This window comes from Pseudochrobactrum asaccharolyticum, assembly GCF_003314995.1.
Taxonomy (GTDB): domain Bacteria; phylum Pseudomonadota; class Alphaproteobacteria; order Rhizobiales; family Rhizobiaceae; genus Pseudochrobactrum; species Pseudochrobactrum asaccharolyticum.
This window is the reverse complement of sequence record NZ_QNRH01000001.1, coordinates 414,269-435,866: the sequence shown is the minus strand read 5'-3', so window position 1 is coordinate 435,866 and position 21,598 is coordinate 414,269. Positions and strand designations below refer to the sequence as shown.

22 protein-coding genes are annotated in these 21,598 nt (G+C 52.7%); 5 read left to right on the top strand and 17 right to left on the bottom strand.

Annotated elements, in window-relative coordinates; all coding sequences use genetic code 11:
* Positions 1–38 precede the first annotated feature (38 nt).
* Positions 39–1,373, bottom strand: a complete 1,335-nt coding sequence (locus tag DFR47_RS01935; protein ID WP_113942716.1) for a dihydroorotase — start codon at positions 1,371–1,373, stop codon at positions 39–41.
* 153 nt (positions 1,374–1,526) lie between these two features.
* Between DFR47_RS01935 and ygfZ the strand changes: the two genes are divergently transcribed.
* From ygfZ to DFR47_RS01920, 3 genes are read left to right on the top strand one after another with little or no spacing between them, the layout of a single operon-like run.
* On the top strand, positions 1,527–2,417 hold the full coding sequence (gene ygfZ / locus DFR47_RS01930) for a CAF17-like 4Fe-4S cluster assembly/insertion protein YgfZ (RefSeq protein WP_374788364.1): 891 nt from the start codon (positions 1,527–1,529) through the stop codon (positions 2,415–2,417).
* Complete coding sequence (locus tag DFR47_RS01925; RefSeq protein ID WP_113942714.1) at positions 2,417–3,037, top strand: YfbR-like 5'-deoxynucleotidase; 621 nt, start codon at positions 2,417–2,419, stop codon at positions 3,035–3,037. The genes ygfZ and DFR47_RS01925 overlap by 1 nt, the downstream gene beginning before the upstream one ends.
* A complete protein-coding gene (locus DFR47_RS01920) occupies positions 3,030–4,034 on the top strand; it encodes an NUDIX hydrolase (protein ID WP_113942713.1) in 1,005 nt (334 codons plus the stop codon). The genes DFR47_RS01925 and DFR47_RS01920 overlap by 8 nt, the downstream gene beginning before the upstream one ends.
* Positions 4,035–4,153: 119 nt before the next feature.
* Here DFR47_RS01920 and panB read toward each other — a convergent pair whose 3' ends face one another.
* From panB to nadA, 6 genes are read right to left on the bottom strand one after another with little or no spacing between them, the layout of a single operon-like run.
* Positions 4,154–4,963 carry a 3-methyl-2-oxobutanoate hydroxymethyltransferase gene (gene panB, locus DFR47_RS01915; RefSeq protein ID WP_113942712.1) on the bottom strand — a complete coding sequence of 270 codons (810 nt, stop codon included), beginning with the start codon at positions 4,961–4,963 and terminating at the stop codon, positions 4,154–4,156.
* Entirely contained in the window at positions 4,960–5,367 is a 408-nt protein-coding gene (locus DFR47_RS01910) for an ASCH domain-containing protein (RefSeq protein ID WP_113942711.1), read from the bottom strand. Before DFR47_RS01910 ends, panB begins: the two co-directional genes overlap by 4 nt.
* An 11-nt stretch (positions 5,368–5,378) precedes the next feature.
* On the bottom strand, positions 5,379–6,242 hold the full coding sequence (gene panC / locus DFR47_RS01905; protein WP_113942710.1) for a pantoate--beta-alanine ligase: 864 nt from the start codon (positions 6,240–6,242) through the stop codon (positions 5,379–5,381).
* 37 nt (positions 6,243–6,279) lie between these two features.
* Entirely contained in the window at positions 6,280–7,143 is an 864-nt protein-coding gene (gene nadC, locus DFR47_RS01900) for a carboxylating nicotinate-nucleotide diphosphorylase (RefSeq protein WP_113942709.1), read from the bottom strand.
* Positions 7,143–8,708: an L-aspartate oxidase gene (locus tag DFR47_RS01895; RefSeq protein ID WP_113942708.1), complete on the bottom strand. Its 1,566-nt coding sequence runs from the start codon at positions 8,706–8,708 to the stop codon at positions 7,143–7,145. The genes nadC and DFR47_RS01895 overlap by 1 nt, the downstream gene beginning before the upstream one ends.
* A 10-nt stretch (positions 8,709–8,718) precedes the next feature.
* A complete protein-coding gene (nadA, locus tag DFR47_RS01890) occupies positions 8,719–9,795 on the bottom strand; it encodes a quinolinate synthase NadA (RefSeq protein WP_113943185.1) in 1,077 nt (358 codons plus the stop codon).
* A gap of 425 nt (positions 9,796–10,220) precedes the next feature.
* On the opposite strand from nadA, the gene DFR47_RS01885 reads away from it, so the two are divergent.
* Positions 10,221–11,453 (top strand): MFS transporter, encoded by a 1,233-nt coding sequence (locus DFR47_RS01885; RefSeq protein WP_113942707.1) that lies wholly within the window; start codon positions 10,221–10,223, stop codon positions 11,451–11,453.
* A 1-nt stretch (position 11,454) separates the two neighbouring features.
* Here DFR47_RS01885 and recO read toward each other — a convergent pair whose 3' ends face one another.
* From recO to lepB, 4 genes are all read right to left on the bottom strand, one after another.
* On the bottom strand, positions 11,455–12,180 hold the full coding sequence (recO, locus tag DFR47_RS01880) for a DNA repair protein RecO (protein WP_075654596.1): 726 nt from the start codon (positions 12,178–12,180) through the stop codon (positions 11,455–11,457).
* A 12-nt stretch (positions 12,181–12,192) separates the two neighbouring features.
* Complete coding sequence (era, locus tag DFR47_RS01875) at positions 12,193–13,137, bottom strand: GTPase Era (protein WP_113942706.1); 945 nt, start codon at positions 13,135–13,137, stop codon at positions 12,193–12,195.
* Positions 13,138–13,302: 165 nt separating this feature from the next.
* Positions 13,303–14,007 (bottom strand): ribonuclease III, encoded by a 705-nt coding sequence (gene rnc / locus DFR47_RS01870; RefSeq protein WP_113942705.1) that lies wholly within the window; start codon positions 14,005–14,007, stop codon positions 13,303–13,305.
* Positions 14,008–14,061: 54 nt separating this feature from the next.
* Positions 14,062–14,847 (bottom strand): signal peptidase I, encoded by a 786-nt coding sequence (gene lepB / locus DFR47_RS01865; protein WP_113942704.1) that lies wholly within the window; start codon positions 14,845–14,847, stop codon positions 14,062–14,064.
* A gap of 532 nt (positions 14,848–15,379) precedes the next feature.
* Here lepB and DFR47_RS01855 point away from each other — a divergent pair.
* Complete coding sequence (locus DFR47_RS01855) at positions 15,380–15,829, top strand: GNAT family N-acetyltransferase (protein ID WP_113942702.1); 450 nt, start codon at positions 15,380–15,382, stop codon at positions 15,827–15,829.
* A 71-nt stretch (positions 15,830–15,900) separates the two neighbouring features.
* Here the strand turns inward: DFR47_RS01855 and acpS are convergent, their stop codons facing one another.
* From acpS to DFR47_RS01825, 6 genes are all read right to left on the bottom strand, one after another.
* A complete protein-coding gene (acpS, locus tag DFR47_RS01850) occupies positions 15,901–16,299 on the bottom strand; it encodes a holo-ACP synthase (protein ID WP_113942701.1) in 399 nt (132 codons plus the stop codon).
* The gene (locus tag DFR47_RS01845; RefSeq protein WP_113942700.1) at positions 16,296–16,880 is read right to left on the bottom strand and encodes a DUF2062 domain-containing protein; all 585 of its coding nucleotides are present in this window, start codon (positions 16,878–16,880) and stop codon (positions 16,296–16,298) included. The genes acpS and DFR47_RS01845 overlap by 4 nt, the downstream gene beginning before the upstream one ends.
* Positions 16,881–17,281: 401 nt before the next feature.
* Positions 17,282–18,619, bottom strand: coding sequence for an oxygen-independent coproporphyrinogen III oxidase (gene hemN / locus DFR47_RS01840; protein WP_113942699.1), 1,338 nt, complete (start codon positions 18,617–18,619; stop codon positions 17,282–17,284).
* Positions 18,616–18,786, bottom strand: coding sequence for a cytochrome bd-I oxidase subunit CydX (cydX, locus tag DFR47_RS01835; protein ID WP_113942698.1), 171 nt, complete (start codon positions 18,784–18,786; stop codon positions 18,616–18,618). Before cydX ends, hemN begins: the two co-directional genes overlap by 4 nt.
* Before the next feature lie 33 nt (positions 18,787–18,819).
* On the bottom strand, positions 18,820–19,968 hold the full coding sequence (gene cydB, locus DFR47_RS01830) for a cytochrome d ubiquinol oxidase subunit II (protein WP_113942697.1): 1,149 nt from the start codon (positions 19,966–19,968) through the stop codon (positions 18,820–18,822).
* 21 nt (positions 19,969–19,989) lie between these two features.
* Complete coding sequence (locus DFR47_RS01825; protein WP_113942696.1) at positions 19,990–21,570, bottom strand: cytochrome ubiquinol oxidase subunit I; 1,581 nt, start codon at positions 21,568–21,570, stop codon at positions 19,990–19,992.
* Positions 21,571–21,598: the final 28 nt, after the last annotated feature.

Here is a 21,598-nt window from a genome sequence, read left to right as displayed (position 1 = left end):
TTTATTTCTTAGTACAATCCTCGGCAAAGCCGCTCCCGTTAATTTCTTGGGAGCGCTTCGAGAAATTCCACAGGCTCACCGAGTGCAGGATTAACGATCTCGCCTTCCCACATCACTTTATGGCCGCGTACGATTGTGCCAACCGGCCAGCCGGTGACTGTCTTTCCGTGATATGGCGTCCAGCCCGCTTTCGAACCAGCCTGCTCATGCGTGATCGTTACGCTGCGTTTCATATCAACGATTGTCAGATCCGCATCATAACCGACCGCAATACGACCTTTACGGGACATGCCGAAAATGCGGTTCGGGCCATGTGACGACAGATCAACAAAGCGCTCCAGCGACAAACGACCGGCATTCACATGATCAAGCATGATCGGCACCAGCGTCTGCACACCGGTCATGCCGGATGGTGATGCCGGATAAGGCTTCTGCTTTTCTTCCAGTGTATGTGGTGCATGGTCGGAGCCCAGCACATCGACAACACCCTGCCCGATGCCATGCCAGATACCATCACGATGACGTGCATCACGCACCGGCGGGTTCATCTGAATGAGATTGCCGAGTGTCTTATAATCTTCCGAAGACAGTGTCAGGTGATGCGGTGTCGCCTCACAGGTTGCCACATCTTTATAATCTTTCAGAAATTCAATTTCTTCCGCAGTCGAAATATGCAGCACATGGATGCGCGCACCGGCTTCGCGGGCAATGCGCACCAAACGCTGAGTGCAGGTCAGCGCTGCAATCTCATCGCGCCAGACCGGATGACTGGACGGATCGTTTTCAACACGCAGACCTTCGCGCTCACGCAGGCGGAATTCATCTTCCGAATGGAAGGCTGCACGACGGCGTGTATTGCGCAGAATGGAGGCAACACCTTCATCATCTTCCACCAGCAGATCACCGGTTGAAGAGCCCATAAATACTTTAATGCCCGCGGCACCCGGCAGACGTTCCAGCTCAGCTACGTCTTTGGCATTGTCACGTGTACCGCCAACCCAGAAAGCGAAATCGCAATGCATGCGATGCGTGCCGCGCTTGACTTTATCAGCCAGCGCTTCCGGCGAAGTGGTCAACGGCTTGGTGTTCGGCATTTCGAAAACAGAGGTCACGCCGCCAAGTACAGCTGCAAGCGAACCGGTCTGCAAATCTTCTTTATGCTCCAGACCCGGCTCGCGGAAATGCACCTGACTATCCACAACACCTGGCAGAATATGCAGGCCGGTGCAGTTGATAACCTCGCCTGCGCTATTTTCTGACAGGGAACCGATAGCGGTAATGCGTCCGTTTTTAACGCCGATATCACGAACGGCACTGCCGTCATGATTGACTACCGTTGCACCTTTGAAAATCGTATCGAATGTTGTGGTCATTCGCGGCTCTCCTGTCTTGCGATAACTCGCTGTTCCTGACTTGCGATTACTCGCAATGCGGCTTACGTAACAAAGCGATGAATATCAAGATAATTGCATCTGCACTGCTTTATAAACCGGAAAGTTGATATGACAACGACAGAACCTTTAACTCTGTTCACCGGATCAACCGGAAATTTCGATGACCGAACACAGATTCTTGTGCGCGGTCCTGAAGCGGAAACCTTTCTGCAATCCATTTTTACGGCTGATCTGATCTCCCTCGAAACCGGCATCCTGCGTGCATCGGCGCTGCTAAGCCCTCAGGGTAAAATCCAGTTCGATTTTTTGATCTCGCGCGTTGAAGACGGCTTCCGTATTGATCTTGCGAAAGAAGGATCAGAGGTTTTCGCCAAGCGCCTCACGCTCTATCGCCTACGTGCCAAAGCAGAAATTATTGTTTTAAATGAATCAATTATCAGACTGAGCTGGAAAACTGATTCAAGCAGTTCAGAAAGTGATTCAATTGCGGACGAAAATTATCAGTCTGTGCGTGATGAGCGCTTCCCAGAGGAAGTAAATGTTCTGCGCCATTATGCTGAAAGCGGCAGTGCCTCCCCTGCCACGCCAGCAGAGCGCGATGCATGGGCAGCCTTGCGCATTCATTATGGTATTGCCGAAGGCGGTGCGGATTTCATCATGAATGATGTTTTCCCGCATGATATTAATCTCGAACAATTCAGCGGCGTATCATTCAAGAAGGGCTGCTTTGTCGGACAGGAAGTAGTGTCCCGTATGCAGCATCGCGGCACTGCACGGCGCCGGATTTTGCAGGTGACAGCGCAGGCCAATCTACCTGCATCAGACACGCCGATTACAGCCGGTGGCAAAGAAGTCGGAACCTTGCGCAGTGTCAATGGCAGCAACGCGCTCGCTCTGGTGCGTATTGACCGTGTGAAAGACGCAATGGATAAAAACATTCCGCTGCTCGCCGGTGCAACGGAGGTCAGCATGACAATCCCCGCCTATGCTAAATTCACCTTCCCAGAAGGAGCAGCAGACTAATGGCAGTATCCGGCGACTCTAAGACAAAACCGGTTCGGGCATGGCAGCGCATGTTGTCAGGCCGCAGGCTGGATTTGCTTGATCCTTCACCGCTGGATATCGAAATCAGTGATATTGCCCACGGGTTGGCACGTGTTGCCCGCTGGAACGGCCAGACCCGTGGCGACCATGCTTATTCCGTTGCGCAACATTCGCTGCTGGTGGAACAGATTTTCCGCGAGCAAAATCCTGATGCTCCTTTGCAGCATCAGATGCTGGCTTTGCTGCATGACGCACCGGAATACGTGATCGGCGATATGATCTCGCCCTTTAAGGCGGTGATGGGCGGTGCCTATAAACAGATCGAAGCGCGACTGGAAACGGCCATTCATCTGCGCTTTTCTCTGCCTGCGACCGTGCCTGCAGTTTTAAAAAAAGCGATTAAGAAAGCCGACATTGTTTCCGCTTATTTTGAGGCAACTGCACTGGCTGGTTTCAGCACGGCAGAGGCCGCAGAATTTTTCGGCCGACCGCGCGGTTTTCATGCCGGTCACTTTGATTTATCACCACGGCCAACCGCAGAGATAGAACGGGCTTTTATCAACCGATTCAACATATTGGAGACACAAATTCATGGCTGATGTTTCCGCTGTCGTTGAGGTGGGCTTGAGTGCTGCAGTTGTTACAATCAGCAATAACCGTCCGGTTATTCTCTGTTCCGATGATCATGAAATGCCTGCAGCCCATGAGGTTTCCGGCGCGCTCTCACTGCCTTACGGGCGGTTTGATCCGCTGAAACACCGCACACTGGAAATGGGTCTGCGGCTATGGGTGGAAGCGCAGACCGCTTTGCGCCTCGGCTATGTGGAACAGCTCTATACATTCGGCGACCGTGGCCGTGCCAAGTCTTCAACGCCCACCGATGATACCCATGTGATCTCTGTCGGCTATCTGGCGCTAACTCGCCAAAGTGGTGAACAACCGGATAATGACTGGCAATATTGGTATGATTTTCTGCCTTGGGAAGACTGGCGCAGCGGCAAGCCGCCACTCATCGACCACCTTATTATCCCCGCCTTACGTGAATGGGCGCAAAGTGACAAGCGCAGCCATCCGGCCTATGATCTGCATCAGTTACCGCGCTTGACCCGTTTGCGCCTTGCCTTTGGCACTGATGGTATTCAATGGGATGAGGAGCGCGTACTCGAACGCTACGAGCTGCTTTATGAGGCCGGTCTGGTGCGGGAGGCAACAATTGACGGCACTGTCAGCCCGAGCGCACAACTGGACGAATTGCAACGCCATACCGGCAAAGCCATGGTGTTTGACCATCGCCGCATTCTCGCAACCGCAATTGCCCGCCTGCGTGCCAAGCTGAAATACCGTCCGGTGATTTTCGAGCTGATGCCCGATTGTTTCACCCTCACAGCCTTGCAGGAAACCGTTGAGGCTATATCCGGCCGTCATCTGCATAAGCAGAATTTCCGTCGTCTGGTGGAAAATGCCGAACTGGTAGAGCCGACCGGTGCCAGCCTCAGCCAGCAACGCGGACGTCCGGCAGCGCTCTACCGTTTCCGCCGTGCAGTTCTGGAAGAGCGCCCTGCACCGGGCTTAAAGGTAACGCTCTCGCAAAGATAAATTTTAGTATTTCGCATTATCCTACGCAAAACCGCTACGCACTTTTGCTGGAAATGCTCAGAGATTCGGTGGTCGCATTATCCCACGCAAAACCGCTACGCACTTTTGCTGGAAATGCTCTAGCGATAAATATGCCGCTCATCAGGAAAGCTACGGCTTTTCACATCTTCCGCGTAACTCTTCACCGCCTCGTCAATGGCTGTACCTATGGCACCATATTGACGGACAAATTTCGCAGGCTTGTCGTTCAGACCGAGCATATCTTCCAGCACCAAAATTTGCCCGTCACATTCCGCTGATGCGCCGATGCCAATGGTCGGCACAGTAACCTGTGCGGTAATTTCACGTGCCAGCGGCTCGACAATACCTTCCAGTACAATGCCGAATGCACCGGCATCGGCAACGGCTTGCGCATCTTGCTTGATCAAATCCCACAGTGCCTGATCGCGCCCCTGCACCTTATAACCACCCATCACATGTACAGCTTGCGGGGTCAGACCGATATGCGCCAGCACCGGAATGCCGCGTTTGGTAAGAAAGCTGATCGTCTCAGCCATCTGCACGCCGCCCTCGAGCTTAACCGCACCACAGCCGGTTTCCGCCATGATCCGCGCCGCATTGCGAAAAGCGATCTGCGGACTTTCCTCATAGGAGCCGAACGGCATATCCACCACAACCAGCGCACGGGATGAGCCGCGCATAACCGCCTGCCCGTGCATGATCATCATTTCCAGAGACACACCGATGGTCGACTCCATGCCATGCATCACCATGCCGACACTATCGCCCACCAGCATAAAGTCCGCATAGCGGTCAACAATCGCCGCCGTATGGGCATGATAAGCCGTGAGGGATACCAGCGGCACACCGCCTTTGCGGGCACGGATTTCCGGCACCGTAATACGACGAATTTGTTTCTGGACACTCATGACTCTCTCCCTTGCTTTTCCTGCTTACGCGTGCCGGACGTTAACAACACATCGTCCAACTCAACCTGATAAATACCTCTGGCTGCGACCACCTTCTGATCACATAATACCGGACGTATATCTGTCAGCTCCCACGCCAACCAACCATCCTCATAGTAAGAAGCGCAGGCCGCTGGGATATCAGCTTTCTCAAATGGGCGTATAGTCTTCACCCGCACTAAAGCAACAGCATGTCCATCCGGATCTTCTTCACCGTCCTGACGAAGATAATGCCGGTTTTCGATAATCAGCAACTCCTCATCCGATGCGATATCCGGATGCCAGCGGCGGACTTCCAGTGTTTTCTCGCCACGCGCAATAAGTGTTCCGGAAGGTGCAACCACAGACAGAGCTTTGATTTTCAAGGCACTCTCGCTCAGTTTAAAAAGCGCAGCACATGCTGGTCGATCAGGCGGGTTTTGCCAAAACGAACAGTCAGCAATAGTACCGCCGGTGCAGTAAGTTGCTCCGCGGTTTCAGCCAGTGTTTCTGCATCACGGATATCCACGGCCTCGATCTCACCGCGCGGCTCCTGCTGCAATTTATCGACAACAGCATGGCGCAATGCCGCAACCGAACGCTCGCCCTGATCTACAAGTGTCTGAGCTAGTTGCATCGCCTGCGGCAGGACAACAGCGGCAGCACGGTCCTGCGCACTCAAAAGACTGTTGCGCGATGAGCAAGCCAGCCCATCCGGCTCGCGTACAGTCGTCACGCCGACCACATCCACCGGCTGATTGAGATCAGCAACCATGCGTTTGATAACCGCCAGTTGCTGATAATCTTTCTCACCGAAAAAAGCCTTATCCGGCTGCACAATATTGAACAGCTTGCTCACCACCGTGGCCACACCGCGGAAATGATGCGGACGTAATGCTCCCATCAGAATGGAAGAAAGTTCTCCCGCATCGACATAGGTCGATGTTTTGCCGCTGCCATCCGGATACATCTCATTCACATCCGGCGCGAAAACATAATCACAACCCTGCTCTTCCAGCAATTTCAGATCACGAGGCAGATCACGCGGATATTGTGCCAGATCTTCATTGGGCGCGAATTGCGTGGGATTGACGAAAATCGACACCACAGACACATCGCAATGCTGTTGGCTGTTTTTGACCAATGTGAGATGGCCGATATGCAGATAGCCCATCGTCGGCACAAAGCCGATACTCTTGCCACGGCTGCGCTCAGCCTTGAGAGCCGTCCGTAAATCTGAAATCGTGCGTATCAGCTGCATATGCTCATTTCCCGATAATCGTAACGGCTCTGTCTCATCATTCAACAACAATATCCAGTCCAACATCCAAGGTTGGTGCAGACATTGTGATTTTTGATGTTGAAATATAGTCAACGCCGCTCTCGGCCACAGCTTTCACTGTATCGAAATTAATATTGCCTGACGCCTCAAGCTTTGCGCGTCCGGCATTAATTTCTACTGCCTTAACAAGGGTTTCCGGCGGCATATTATCAAGAAGAATCACATCGGCCTGCACAGACAGCGCTTCCGCCATCTGTTCCAGCGTATCGACTTCAACTTCGATCTTCACCAGATGTCCGACAAAGCTGCGGGCGGCTTCAATCGCCTGTTTAACACCACCGGCAACGGCAATGTGGTTGTCTTTAATCAGCACCGCATCATCGAGGCCAAATCGGTGATTGGCACCGCCGCCGCATCGCACCGCATATTTGGCAAATGAGCGCATACCGGGCATGGTTTTGCGCGTATCGCAGATTTTCGCCTGTGTATGGGCAATCTTATCCGCGAAACGTGCCGTGTAAGTCGCAATGCCGGACAGAACCATCAGATAATTAAGCGCCACACGTTCAGCCGACAAAATGGATCGGGCATTACCGCTGATACGGGCAATCTCCTGTCCGGCTTTGATGCGGGTTGCATCTGTGACAGCGATTGAGACCTCCAAAGACGGATCAATCTGTGCGAAAGCGGCACGAACAAAATCCAGACCGGCAAGCACACCATCCTCACGGCTGGTCAGTATCGCTGTTGCCTGTTTCTCAGGAGCAATTGTGGCATGGCTGGTAATATCTCCGGCTCGTCCCAGATCTTCGAGCAGCGCATTGCGCACAGCCTCTTCAACCAGCGGGCGTGGCAGAACAGAAGGATAAGCAGTTTTCATCAGGCAGTTTCCGCTAATTTTTGATAAGTCTCTTGGGCGTCTTGCAAAGTCATCATTGAGCGATGTTGCCAGATAACCGAGCTTTCAGGATAGTCGCTGCGATAATGACCGCCACGGCTTTCCTTGCGAGCCAAAGCCGATACGGCCAAGACTTCGGCAGTCGCCAAGCAATTGGCAAATAGCGGATCATGATTATCCTGTGCCAGTTGCCGGATTTGTTGCAGCCCCTGCAACATCTGATTCTGCCTGCGGATAACGCCGAAACTACGGCTCATTACCGCCCGCAATTGCTGCATGGCCTCAGTGCAATTCTGTTTATTTGCAGCTGCCAGAACCTGCACGACAGATTGAGATGCACATTCTTCTTGCGGCAATTGCCTGATCGCCTCAGCAACCCGCGCACCAAACACTACCGCTTCAAGCAAAGAATTGGATGCCAAGCGATTGGCACCATGTGCGCCGGTGGAGGCAGCCTCGCCGCAAGCCCACAGCCCTTTAACCGTTGTGCGGCCATCCATATCCGTGAGAATACCCCCCATAAAGTAGTGCGCGGCGGGCACAACGGGGATGAGATCGCGCGCCGGATCAATACCAACTGCCTGACAATAGGCATAAACGGTCGGGAACTCCTGTGCAAAACTCTCACCGATTGCCTTAGTGCAATCGAGATAAGCACCGCGCCCGCTCATCACCTCTTCATAAATACCGCGTGCCACGACATCGCGCGGTGCCATTTCTGCCGCTGGATCATGGCGCAACATAAAACGCTCACCGGCTTTGTTGACAAGATGTGCGCCGTGGCCACGCAGAGCCTCTGTTGCCAAAGGTGACGGATCGGCCTTCACATCCAGCGCTGTCGGGTGAAACTGCACAAATTCCATATCCGCCAAAAGCGCTCCGGCCTGTGCCGCCATACCGATGCCGGAACCGCTGGCCTCAGCCGGATTGGTGGTCACCTGATAGAGATGGCCGATACCGCCACTGGCAATCACCACCTGACGGGCAGGCAAAATCTGATCCGATCCATCTGTACGGCGGATAGTAATGCCGCTGATACCATCTGCATCCGAAATCAGCTGATAGGCCGAAGCATTTTCGATCAGCATGATGGACGGTGTTTCCCGCACTTTGGCAACCAGTGCCTGCATGATTGCACGGCCAGCCATATCGCCACGCACGCGCACAATACGATTATGGCTGTGCGCGGCCTCACGCGAAACCTGCAAATGACCGGCCAGATCGCGGTCAAACGGCACGCCGAGTTCGAGGAGATCATGCACACGATCTGAGGCCGAAGAGGCCATCATACGGATGACATCCTCATCCACAATACCGTCACCAGCGATCAGCGTATCCGTTACATGGCTTTCTACTGTATCATCGGATGAGACAGCCGCAGCAATACCGGCCTGTGCCCATGCGGAAGATGCGCCCTGCCCGATAGGAGCAGCCGCTATCATCGTCACCGGCAAAGGACTGAGCTGCAGGGCGCAAAACAACCCTGCCAGTCCGCCGCCGACAATTATAATCTGACCGGGTATAATCTGATTGGGTTTCGTGCTCATCGTCACGCCGTCAGTTTTTCAGATTGATCATACGTTCAACGGCCTGCCGTGCTTTGACAGCCATTGTTGCGTCAACAAAAACCTCACCGCTCATATTCACCAGCGTGTCGAGAATTTTCGGCAGGGTAATGCGCTTCATATGCGGGCAGAGATTACACGGTTTGACGAATTCCACCTCCGGCACTTCCGCAGCAATATTGGAGGCCATCGAGCATTCGGTTACCAGCATCACCTTGGCCGGACGATTGTCGCGCACATAGTCAATCATGCCCTTGGTGGAACCGGCGAAATCAGCCACGGCCACCACTTCAGGCGGGCACTCCGGATGGGCAACAATCTGCACTGACGGATCAGCGGCGCGGTACGCCAGCAATTCCCCAGCCGTAAAGCGCTCGTGCACCTCGCAACGGCCTTTCCATGTCAGCACCTTAACGGAAGTCTGTGCCGCCACATTCTGCGCCAGAAACTCATCAGGAATACAGAGCACGCGATCAACACCGAAGCTCTCCACCACCTGCACGGCATTGGCAGAGGTACAGCAAATATCGCTCTCGGCCTTCACATCGGCAGAGGTGTTGACATAGGTGACAATCGGCACTCCCGGATAGGTCTCGCGCAACAGGCGCACGTCCGCACCGGTGATGGATTCCGCCAGCGAACAACCTGCCTTCATATCCGGTATTAGCACGGTCTTTTCAGGGCTGAGCAGTTTTGAGGTTTCCGCCATGAAATGCACACCGCACTGCACGATAATATCGGCATCGACACGGGCAGCCTCGCGCGCCAGCTGCAAGCTGTCGCCGACAATATCCGCCACACAATGGAAAATTTCCGGTGTCTGATAATTATGGGCAAGGATAACGGCGTTGCGCTGTTTTTTGATACGGTTGATCGCCGCAACATAAGGCGCATAAGCAGGCCACTCGATGCGCGGAATATGATGCGCCACGCGCTGATAGAGATGCTCGGTTTCTGCTGCGATCTCCGGTGTATAGTCCAGAGACGGCATTTCCAAAACGCCAAAACGTTCTGCCGCGCTGCGGATTTCACCTTTATTCAGGTTTTCTTTTGTGGTGGCTGTGGTCATAATCTGCCTCATAAAGCAGCACTAAAGCTGCCCTCTCCTTTTCCCCTTAACCGCCCTTTCGATATTTATACTCAATTCGAGCATAATAATCAGAAAGAAAAAGACGGTCATTTCTTAGACGCAGTTTCGAACGGAAAACCGGTACCCACTTTTCCTGAAACTGCTCAATACCGTGGCGCGAATCTTTATGCCTATTACAGTTTCATGACAAGGAATTATTTTGCTCAAAGTGAGTAAAATTAATCATCAACTTATACAGACAGCGCAAAACCCAAGCATCCGACCTTTTGAAAACACTGCAAAATCAATTAATAAGACAAGCGAATGAAGCATTCTCACTCAAGCCTCTTTCAAGCGTAAAAAAAATAATGTAATCGCTATTACACAATAGATTTACCGGCATTATCGCTGAAAGAACGCACAGCATGTCCACTCGCTCGCAAGACTATCGAAGCCCTTCCATGCCCTGGCTGATCATTATCGCCGGTTGTCTCATCACCTTTCTTACCTTTGGCCCGCGCTCAGCCATGGGCTTTTTCCAGCTGCCGATCATCGGTGACAAAGGCTGGGATCGCAGCACCTATGGTCTGGCTATGGCATTGCAAAACCTGTTTTGGGGTGCCGGTCAGCCAATCTTTGGTATGATTGCCGATAAATACGGTTCATGGCGCGTGTTGCTGATGTCCGGGATTTTCTATGCATCCGGCCTGCTTTTAATGGCGCATGCAGATGCCCCGATTGCCCTGCATATCGGTGGTGGCGTGCTGGTTGGCCTTGGTGTTGCCGCCGGTTCTTACGGCATTATTCTCTCGGCCTTTGCCCGTCATGTCAGCGCACAACAACGCAGTCTGGTCTTTGGTCTGGGCACGGCTGCCGGTTCTGCCGGTATGTTCGCTTTTGCACCGATTTCACTGGGTCTGATTGAGCGTTTTGGCTGGTCGGATGCATTGGTTTGGCTGGGTGTTGCTATGCTGCTGGTGCCATTGCTTGCCATCCCGCTGCGCGGTAATGCCTCTAATGCACGGATGCCGGACACGAGTGCCAAGCAAACTGTTGCCGAGGCGCTCAAAGAAGCATTGAGCCACAAAAGCTATCTGTTTCTGACAGCCGGTTTCTTTGTCTGCGGCTTTCAGGTGGCTTTCATTACCACGCATTTTCCGGCCTATATTTCCGATATCGGCGTGGATAAACATTATGCTGTCTGGGGATTGGCACTGATTGGCTTTTTCAACATTATCGGTTCGCTTGGCGCAGGTTTCCTCGGCCAGTCTCATTCCAAGCCGAAAATGCTGGCGCTGATCTATCTACTGCGCTCGATACTCGTCGCCGGTTTTATTCTGCTGCCGCAGTCCGGCACCAGTGTGCTGATCTTCTCGGCCATTATGGGGCTGCTCTGGCTCTCGACCGTACCGCCGACCAATGGTCTTGTCGCGACGATGTTCGGCACACGCCATCTTGGTCTGCTCGGCGGTATGGTGTTCTTTTCCCACCAGATCGGCTCATTCATCGGTGTCTGGCTCGGTGGCACGCTCTACCAGATTTACAACAGCTATGATGCTGTTTGGTGGCTGAGCATTATTCTCGGATTGTTTGCGGCTTTCATTCATCTGCCGATCCGCGAAACAGCAGTACAGCGCCCTGCTCTCTCTGCAGCGTAAATCAAGCAGCGCGGTTTAAAGCAGAAATAAAGCCGGAGCGCGACTCCGGCTGTTGCTGCCCGCGCGGCTCCCACACATGGCGGGTGAAGAAAAAGCCCGTCAATTTAAACGCCGTGCAAATATCCGGCACAGTCTCAGCTCTGACACGGGAATTACAAACAAATTCCGGCATAGCCAGCAACCGGTCTGCCCAAGGCGCACCGGCATCGCGGGACACGGCTCGTCCACTTTTCGGAGAGACATAAATCAGGTCAGTGGTGCCGCCGGTTGCGGCACAGCTTTTGAGATCAAGACCGAAGCCCAGTTCTTCCAGCAACATCAGTTCAAAACGCAGCAACAACTCACCGGCAGCAACCGGCGTGTCACAATGCTCCAGCAAGAGCTGCAATGTCTCATAGAGATTTTCGTGCGGGTCGCGCTCCGGCAGCAAACGCAAATGGGCTGCGGCCAGCTGAATAGCAAACAGCGCAACCGGCAGATCAATCAGCCGCGCTGCGGAAAAGCTCAAAGGCTCGATCTGGTAAGAACCCAGATGCTCATCGAGCCGCGCCCACCAATGTAACGAAACATGATTGCCGACCTGCAGCATCGGCTGCATACGCTTGGACCGGCCGCCGCGCACCACGCCCATATGGCGGCCATGGGCACGGGTCATCACTTCCACAATGGCACTGCTCTCGCCGTGCCGTCTTGTGCCGAGAATGATGCCCTCGTCGCGCCACTCCATAATCAGCTATCCTCAGGAATTCGGGAATTCCAGACCCATTTCACGGTAACGCTCAGGGTCATTGCCCCAGTTGTCACGCACCTTCACAAACAGGAACAGGTGAACCGGCTGCTCGAGAATAGCAGACATTTCCTTGCGGGATGCCTGACCGATTGCCTTGATCGTCTCGCCTTTATGGCCGAGAACAATCTTTTTCTGGCTGTCGCGCTCAACATAAACAACCTGTTCGATACGCACCGAACCGTCTTTGCGCTCTTCCCACTTTTCGGTTTCTACCGTTGAGGAATAAGGCAATTCTTCATGCAAGCGCAGATAGAGCTTCTCACGGGTTACTTCCGCTGCAAGCTGGCGCATCGGCATATCGGAAATCTGATCTTCCGGATAATACCAAGGGCCGTAAGGCATTTGGGCAACCAGATATTTCAAAAGGTCTTTACAGCCCGAACCGTTTAGCGCCGAAATCATGAAAGTGCTTTCAAATTTCACTTTCTCATTGGCAGCCTGCGCCAGTTCCAGCAGCTTTGGCGGATCAACACGATCGACCTTGTTGAGGATCAGAATTTTCTTCTGATGCGTGTTTTCAAGGCTGGTCAGCAGAGCCTCAGCTGACTCATTCAGACCGCCCTGTGCATCGAGCAGGATCAGCACGAGATCGGCATCACGGGCACCGCCCCATGCGGTTGTGACCATAGCGCGATCAAGACGGCGTTTCGGCTTGAAGATACCCGGTGTGTCAACCAGCACGATCTGTGTCTGATCCTCAGTAATAATACCACGCACCAGAGCGCGCGTCGTCTGTACCTTGTGAGTCACAATCGACACTTTAGTGCCGACCAAGCGGTTCACCAAAGTGGATTTGCCCGCATTCGGCGCACCAATCAGCGTCACAAAACCCGAACGGGTCTGTGCTTCTGCTGTGGTTGCGCTGTCACCCTGCGGATGGTTGATTTCAGTCATTTTTATCTCTTTTAAGCCAAGCGCTATATCGGAAATGCTCTGAAGAACCTGCGCAGGTTTAACGAGCTCTATTTAAGTTTATCGCACATCTTATTCCGAAAACCGGTTCCCACTTTTCGGGATGTGCTTAAGTTTAGCGTAAATACGGAAATTTTATAAGATCAGTTATTTCTGCCAGACGCCTTGGCGGTGCAGCAGATTTTCAGCGGCATCTTGTTCGGCAATACGCTTGGAGCGCCCTGTACCGGTTGCCGGCTGGAAACCGGAAATCGCCACTTCCACCACAAAGACAGGCTCATGGTCGGGACCAGTGCGGCTGACAATGCGGTAAACAGGTTGCAATTTGCCTTGCTGCTTGCCCTGCTGATGCGCCCATTCCTGCAACTCTGTCTTGGCATCGCGACGCGCAGCATCGCTCACTCTGGAGCGTGGCTCCCAGTATTTCAGCACAAAACCACGTGCAGCCTCTATGCCACCATCGAGATAGATCGTAGCAATCAGCGCTTCAATCACATCGGCACGGACATTGAGCAGGCGCTTGTCATTGAGGCTTTTGATGTCGGAGCCGGTCTCGATCAGGTCACCCAGACCGATTTCATCGGCAACAGACGCACAGCCCTCAGCACTCACCAGCGCATTCAGGCGCACGGACAACTCGCCTTCCGGCGCATCGGGAAAAGCCGCAAACAGCATTTCCGCAATAATCAGTCCGAGAACACGGTCACCGAGAAACTCCAGCCGCTCATAATTGGAGCCGGATTGCGGCCGCGCACTGGAATGTGTCAATGCGCGCTCAAGGCGCGCATGATCAATAAAAGTATGGCCGGTTTTTTCTTGCAGTATTTTTATACGCTGGCGATCAGAAACCATTGTCAGGCTCCTGACCGGCAACATTATTGTTATTTAAATTAGTCAAAACACACATCAGTTATTTGTCGTTACAACGGATTTTGGATTTTCCGTTGCACCGACCCAGTTCAGCAAGCGGTCAAACCGCAGATTGGTCGGCCAGCGCCACAGTTCCAGCGGGCTGTATTTTCCGGAGATGGAGAAGAAGATGACATTTGCACGGCCAACGAAATTCTCATATGGCACATAGCCAACAGAATAACGGCTATCCAGCGAATTGTCACGGTTATCACCCATCATGAAATAGTGACCGGCAGGCACTTCGAACACCCGCGTATTGTCACCCATTGCATTCGGGCTAACGTCCAGAGTTTCGTAGGAAACGCCGTTCGGCAGTGTCTCACGATAGACCTCAATCGGACGATTTTCGTCGGTCACATCCGGATTGGAAATTTCACCGACTTTTTCGCGCGGTACGGCGACATCATTGATGTAGAGAATGCTGTCACGCACCTGAATTTTATCACCCGGAAGGCCGATCACGCGCTTGATATAATCAATATTGGTGTCGCTCGGCAGTTTGAAAACTGCAACATCACCACGCTTCGGCTCGGAGCCCCAGATGCGGCCTTCAAACAGATCGGGCGAAAACGGCAGAGAATATTTCGAATAGCCATAAGCATATTTGGAAACGAACAGATAATCGCCTTCCAAAAGCGTCGGACGCATGGAACCGGACGGAATACTGAATGGCTGGAACAGCAAAGTACGGATGACAAGCGCCAGCAGCAGAGCCTGCACAATAATACTGACGAGTTCACCGGCACCGCCGGATTTTTTCACTTCACTCTTGTTAGACAAGCTCGACCTTCTCCGCTTTTGCGCGCGTTTATTGTGCGACTCTTAACCTCTACAAAGCCATGAAGCAATCAGGAACTCACTGATCAAAGGACAGCACCCTGCCTGCGTTGCATAAAACCCGCATTTAGAGCGTGTCGCGTTTGGTTCTATCCACTGTGCTCGCTCTATCTGTTTGCTTTTACGCATGTCGTTACCGGAAAACCGGTTCCCACTTTTCCGCGACATGGTTTTGGTTTGACGCATGTCGTTTCCGGAAAACCGGATTCCACTTTTCCGCGGCATGCTGCAGGCCGGTTTTTCAATAAAAAACACCATACCGGCTCTTGCTTTTATGACCCGCGATTCATGACTAAAAGACGAACCGTTCTGATCCTGAAAATTGTTCAAATTATTGCACAGACTGGCATTTTCATTCTGGTTATCGCGAAAATTCCATGATGTATTCTGTGTTGCAATATTGAAAATCAGTGTTCAACCGGTCTCATTAAAAGAACGTCAGGTACTGAATAAAACGCAGGGGAATAAAAAGATCATGACACAACCGGTCGAAATCCGTCTCTTCACCGCACAGGACAAAGCGGCATGGCTGCCATTGTGGAAAGCCTATCAGGATTTTTACAAAACCAGCATTACCGATGATGTCACAGATAAAAGCTGGGAGAGATTACTGGATAGTGCAGAACCGATGAATGGCGCATTGGCTTTTGTAGATGATCAGGCCGTCGGCCTTGTCCATTACATCCGCCATCGCTCCACATGGGCGACAGGTGATTACTGCTATTTGCAGGATCTCTACGTTAATCCGGAAATTCGTGGCAAAGGCATCGGACGCGCATTGATTGAGCATGTCTATAAGACTGCAGCAGAGAATGGTTGCTCACGCGTCTATTGGCTGACCCACGAGACCAATACCGATGCAATGGTGCTCTATGACCGTGTTGCCGATAAATCCGGCTTCATCCAATATCGTAAAATGCTTTAGAGTGCCGTGCGCCCTAACACTTTAGGTGAAACAAAAAAGCGCCCGTATTATGCGGGCGCCATCTTCTATCTTCAGGCTGGAACAGCTTCAATAATCACAAAAGCCTGTGCCATCGGATATTCATCCGTAATGCTCAGATGCACCACAGCCTTCATACCTTCCGGCATCATTGACTGCAGCCGCACCTCAGCACCATTGGTCAGGCTCATGGTCGGCTTACCTGAAGGCAGGTTGATCACTTCCATATCCCGCCAGAACACACCATGCGACAGACCGGTGCCCAAAGCTTTGGAACAGGCTTCCTTGGCGGCAAAACGTTTGGCATAGGTATCAGCCTGACGTTTGCGGCTTTCAGCCTTGGCACGTTCGCGCTCTGTAAACACCCGCTCAGTGAAACGACTGCCATGACGGGCAAGCGTCTTTTCAATGCGGCGGATATCAATCAGATCGCTGCCGATACCAATAATCATCGGGATATACCCTGCTGTCCGGCCAGAGTTTTCTTCACCACAATGCGCTGTAAACGCTTATGGCGATAATTCATCGTCGCCCAGCGTGCAGCAACATACACCGCCAGCGCACAACCGAGACCCAGCACCAGTGAGCCGAACAGCATCGGCTTCAAAATCGGCTGCCAAAGCTCTTCAAAACTCATTTGCTTGAAGATTTCACTTTCCAGAATACGGGTCAGCGGCAGCGCCTGCGACTGACCGTTTTCATCAACGATCATACGGCCGACTTCGTAAGTGCCGCCCCAGATAAACGGAATGGTCAGCGGATTGGCCAAAGCTGTACCGATCGCCGCGGCAGCAATATTACCGGCAATCAGATAAGCAAGGATAATCGCGAGAATAAGATGAAAACCGAAGAACGGCGTAAAGGCTGCAAAGACACCAACGGCAAGTCCGGCTGCAACCGCATGCGGGCTGGCCGTAATGCGGGTAATCCGCTTACCCATATAGCGCAATGAGCGTGAAAAAGAACGGCGCGGCCAGATCATTGTGCGAAGGCGCTCCCTGTAGCTCAAGGGTTCTCTGCGTCTGAACAACATTACTCTCTGTTACCATCCTGTTTCATATAGCGGCTGCATCATGCATTATTATCAGAAGATAATTCTGCTACCGACAGCCATAATCAAGGCTTCATAGGCCGGAAAGCCTCATGAAGCTACTGACATAATACGATATTAAGGCTTTTTTAACAGTCATTTCTTGCAAGCACAGAGCGTGAAAGTGCCGCAACACACGAGCAGTGCACCATTTCAGCCTGCTTTACCCCCAAAACAAAGCAAGCATCGCACTGATCCGCCGCGCCCCCGTGGCTGATCAGGCGATGCCCTTTGCAGGCAATTCCCGCGCTGAAGCTTACCCCTTCAGCTTGCAGTCCCTGCCCCTTTCTCCGCATCTGCCCGCGCCCCCGCGGCTAATGCGAAGCTCTGTTGTATGGCCGGTTTTATACGGCCATACTAAAACTATGCGCGCACTCCCTGCGGAACTCATCAAAGACGGCGGCAACCAACCGCACCAGAGAATGATGTTCCGGCGCCATAGTGATCACCGCATCCTGAACATTGACAATGCCGTCCACGCTCAATGGCCGCAGCAATGCCAGCTCGTCTGAGAAGTTAACGCCCGGTGCAACCGCATTCAGATCAACACGGAAATCACACATCAGTTTTTCAATGATCTGTGCCCGCAAGCGGTCTGAGTCATTAAAGGCATAACCGCGGATAACCGGTGCACGCTCAGACAGCACCGCAGCTTTATACTGACCGATATCAGCAATATTCTGCGTATAGCCTTCGCGGAACTGCGAGATCGACGATGCACCGAAACCAAGTAATGTCGGGCAATCATCATCCGTATAGCCCTGAAAGTTGCGGCGCAGCTGACCTGCTTTGGCGGCCACGGCCAGCGCATCTTCCGGCAGCGCATAATGGTCGATACCGACAGCCTCATAGCCCATAGCCATGAATGTCTCACCGACGATCTGTGCTTGTTCATAACGGGCATCGGCATCCGGCAACAGGCTGGTGTCGATCAGACGCTGATTGGCACGGCGCGCGGGCAAATGCGCGTAACCGTAACAGGCAATCCGGCTCGGACGGAATGCCGCCACGCGTTTGCAAGTCTCGCGCAATGTTGCAACCGTCTGCAGCGGCAGACCATAAATCAGATCGAAGTTCAGACTGGTAATGCCAACCTGCCAGAGCGAATTGACCGCAGCCTCAACCTGCTCAATCGGCTGCACACGGCCGATGGCCTCCTGCACTTCCGGATTGAGATCCTGCACACCAAGGCTGGCGCGGTTCACACCAACTTCAGCCAGATCGCGGCACAGTTTCTTGTCAACCTTGCGCGGATCAAGCTCAATCGCATGTTCCATATCATCAGCAAAATCGAACTGCTCACGCAGCACCTGCGTGATACGGGCAATGCCCTCGCCACCAAGAATACTTGGTGTACCGCCACCCCAATGCAGATGAACTGCTTTCGGGCGCTCTGTCAAATATTGCCCTGTCTGGCGAATTTCACGGATCAATATATCGGCATAGGCCTCAATCACCGTATCACGCCGTGCAATCTTGGCATGACAACCGCAATAGTGGCAGAGGTCACGACAATAAGGCACATGAAGATAGAGAGAAACCGGTTCCCCCTGCCTTAATCGCCGTAACCACGCCTCATACTGATCTTTCCCGACTGCCGGAGAGAAATCCGCGGCAGTCGGATAAGATGTATAGCGGGGTACGGCAAGAGAAGCATAATGTCTTGCCGCAATCTCCGTCATACTGTTTGTCCTTTACCGGCAGCAGCTGCCTGTTCTTTCTGTTTCATTTCCGGCGTAGCCGCTTTGGCGCGCACCAGCACGTCGTTGCGCAACTCAAACCACATGGCATTGAAAATTGCGAAGGAAGCGGCAAGTCCCAATCCAAGTATCCAGGAAAAGTACCACATTTCATTGTTCCTTTTTCTTGTCTCTTCAAAGGGTTAGTAAGCATTAGGCGTATTATCGACACTGTCTTTCGTAATCGGTCCGCGCATCACGCTATAGACCCAGCTGGTATAGAGAAGAATGAGCGGCAGAAAGATCACTGTCGCGATGAGCATGATGAACAGCGTCAGATGGCTGGAAGAAGCATCCCACACAGTCAGACTTGCATTCGGCATTACCGAGCTTGGCAGCAGGAACGGGAACAGAGACACGCCCGCGGTGCTGATAATCCCAAAGATACCGGCACTGCTGCACAAGAAGGCCAGCGTACCTTTGCGGCAATGCAGAGCAATAAAGCTCAGAGCCATACCGGCAAAGCCGAGCACAGGCGCAATCAGCATCCAGCTATGTTTGGTGTAGTTTTCCATCCATACGCCCGAGCCGGTTGTTACTGTTTTGAGCATCGGGTTCGACGGTCCGGCCACATCCTGAACAGATGTCACGACATAACCATTGATACCGAAGGCCAGCCAGACGCCTGCAAGCGCAAACAAGACGACGCTGAGCAGCGCTGCGATTTTACCGAAGCTGCGGGCACGCTCACCAACCACACCCGGCACACGGGCAACGATCACAGTCGCGCCATGAGCCACCAGCATAGTCAGACTGACCAGACCACAGAGCAGTGCAAAAGGTGTCAGCAGGCCGAAGAAGTTGCCGTCGTAATAAATGCGCATGGCACTATCGAAACGGAACGGCACACCGAGCAGAACATTACCGACAGCAACACCGAAGATCAGAGCCGGTACGAAACCGCCGATGAACAGTGCCCAGTCCCAAGTGGAGCGCCATGTGGTATTTTCCACTTTACTGCGGAATTTAAAGCCGACCGGACGCAGGATCAGTGCCAGCAAGATAGCGATCATCGCCAGATAAAAGCCGGAGAATGATACCGCATAGAGTGCAGGCCATGCCGCAAAAATCGCACCACCACCAAGGATGAGCCAGACCTGATTGCCTTCCCATGTCGGGCCGATCAGGTTGATCAACATACGACGCTCTTCATCTGTTTTGGCTGCGAAAGGCAACAGTGTGCCAACGCCCAAGTCAAAACCGTCCATGATCGCGAAACCGATCAGCAGCACGCCAAGCAACAGCCACCAGATCAGGCGCATTGTTTCGTAGTCTAAAGGAATACTTGTCATTATCTTGTTCCTTTCGCCTGATTAACCGTTGTTCTGCATTTTCAGAAGTACGGGATCCTGCGCCATGTCGACATCAGGGCGTACGGGTTCTTTTGGTCCGGCTTTGACGGTACGAACCATCAGCCAGATCATCACAACCAACAAAGCGGTATAGACAGTCAGGAAGAAACCAAGGCTGATCACCAGATCAGTCATAGTCAGATTGGAAGCCGCATAGAATGTCGGCAGCACACCTTCAATTGCCCATGGCTGACGGCCATATTCAGCAACAATCCAGCCGGCCTCAATCGCGATCCATGGCAGCGGCAAGGAAATCACCGCAATTTTAAGCAGGGTACGATTGGTATATTGGTGGATGCGGTGCATGCTGGCCAGCACAAAGGCCACGGCAAAGAATGCGATGAAGTAGAAGCCCAGTGCCACCATCAGACGGAACGACCAGAACAAGGTGCCGACGCTCGGAATTGTATCTTCGGCAGCTTTGCGGATCTCCTGCGGTGTCGCATTCTGAATATCATCGCGGTAGCGCTTCAGCAGCAGACCATAGCCGAGATCCTGCCAATTGGCGTTGAAGGCTTCACGGGCTTCAGCGTCATTCGGGTTAGCGCGGACACGATCGAGGTCAACGGAGGCTTTGATACCGTTTTCGATACGTCTTTCAGCCATATCAACCAGATCATTGATACCCGGCAATTCTGTGCTCAGACTGCGTGTGGTGATCAAACCCAAAACATACGGAATATGCACTTCATAGCTGTTCTGGCCATCACCCGGAATTGCGAACAGGTTGAAACCGGCAGGTGCAGGTTCTGTTTCCCACATTGCTTCCATAGCAGCGATTTTCATCTTCTGCTGTTCTGTTGCCACGTAACCGCTTTCGTCACCCAGTACGACCACCGACAAAGCCGCAGCCAGACCGAAAGAAGCAGCAACAGTGATCGAGCGTCTTGCGATTTCTACATGCTTGCCACGCAGCAGATAAAGACTGCTGATCGCAACGATAAACATGGCACCTGTTACATAACCGGCACTGACAGTGTGAACGAATTTAGCCTGCGCAACCGGATTGAACAGCACAGCCATAAAGTCTGTGACTTCCATACGCATTGTATCGGGATTGAAAACCGCACCGACCGGATTTTGCATCCAGCCATTGGCTATCAGAATCCACAATGCGGAGAAATTGGCGCCCAGCGCCATCAGCCATGTGACAATCAGATGCGCCACGCGCGACATACGCGCCCAGCCGAAAAAGAACAGGCCGATAAAGGTTGCTTCGAGGAAGAAAGCCATCAGGCCTTCAATTGCCAGCGGCGCACCAAAAATATCGCCTACATAATGGCTATAGTAACTCCAGTTCATACCGAACTGAAATTCCATCACGATCCCTGTGGCGACGCCCATGGCAAAGTTAATGCCAAACAGCACGCCCCAGAACATTGTCATCCGGCGCCAGATATCGCGACCGGTCATAACATAAACGGTTTCCATAATTGCCATAAGCAAAGACAGACCGAGTGTCAGGGGAACGAAGATAAAATGGTACATAGCTGTTGCAGCGAACTGCAATCTTGATAAATCAACGACAGTAAAGTCAATCATAGTTTCAGCCTTTTATCCTAAGGTAGAC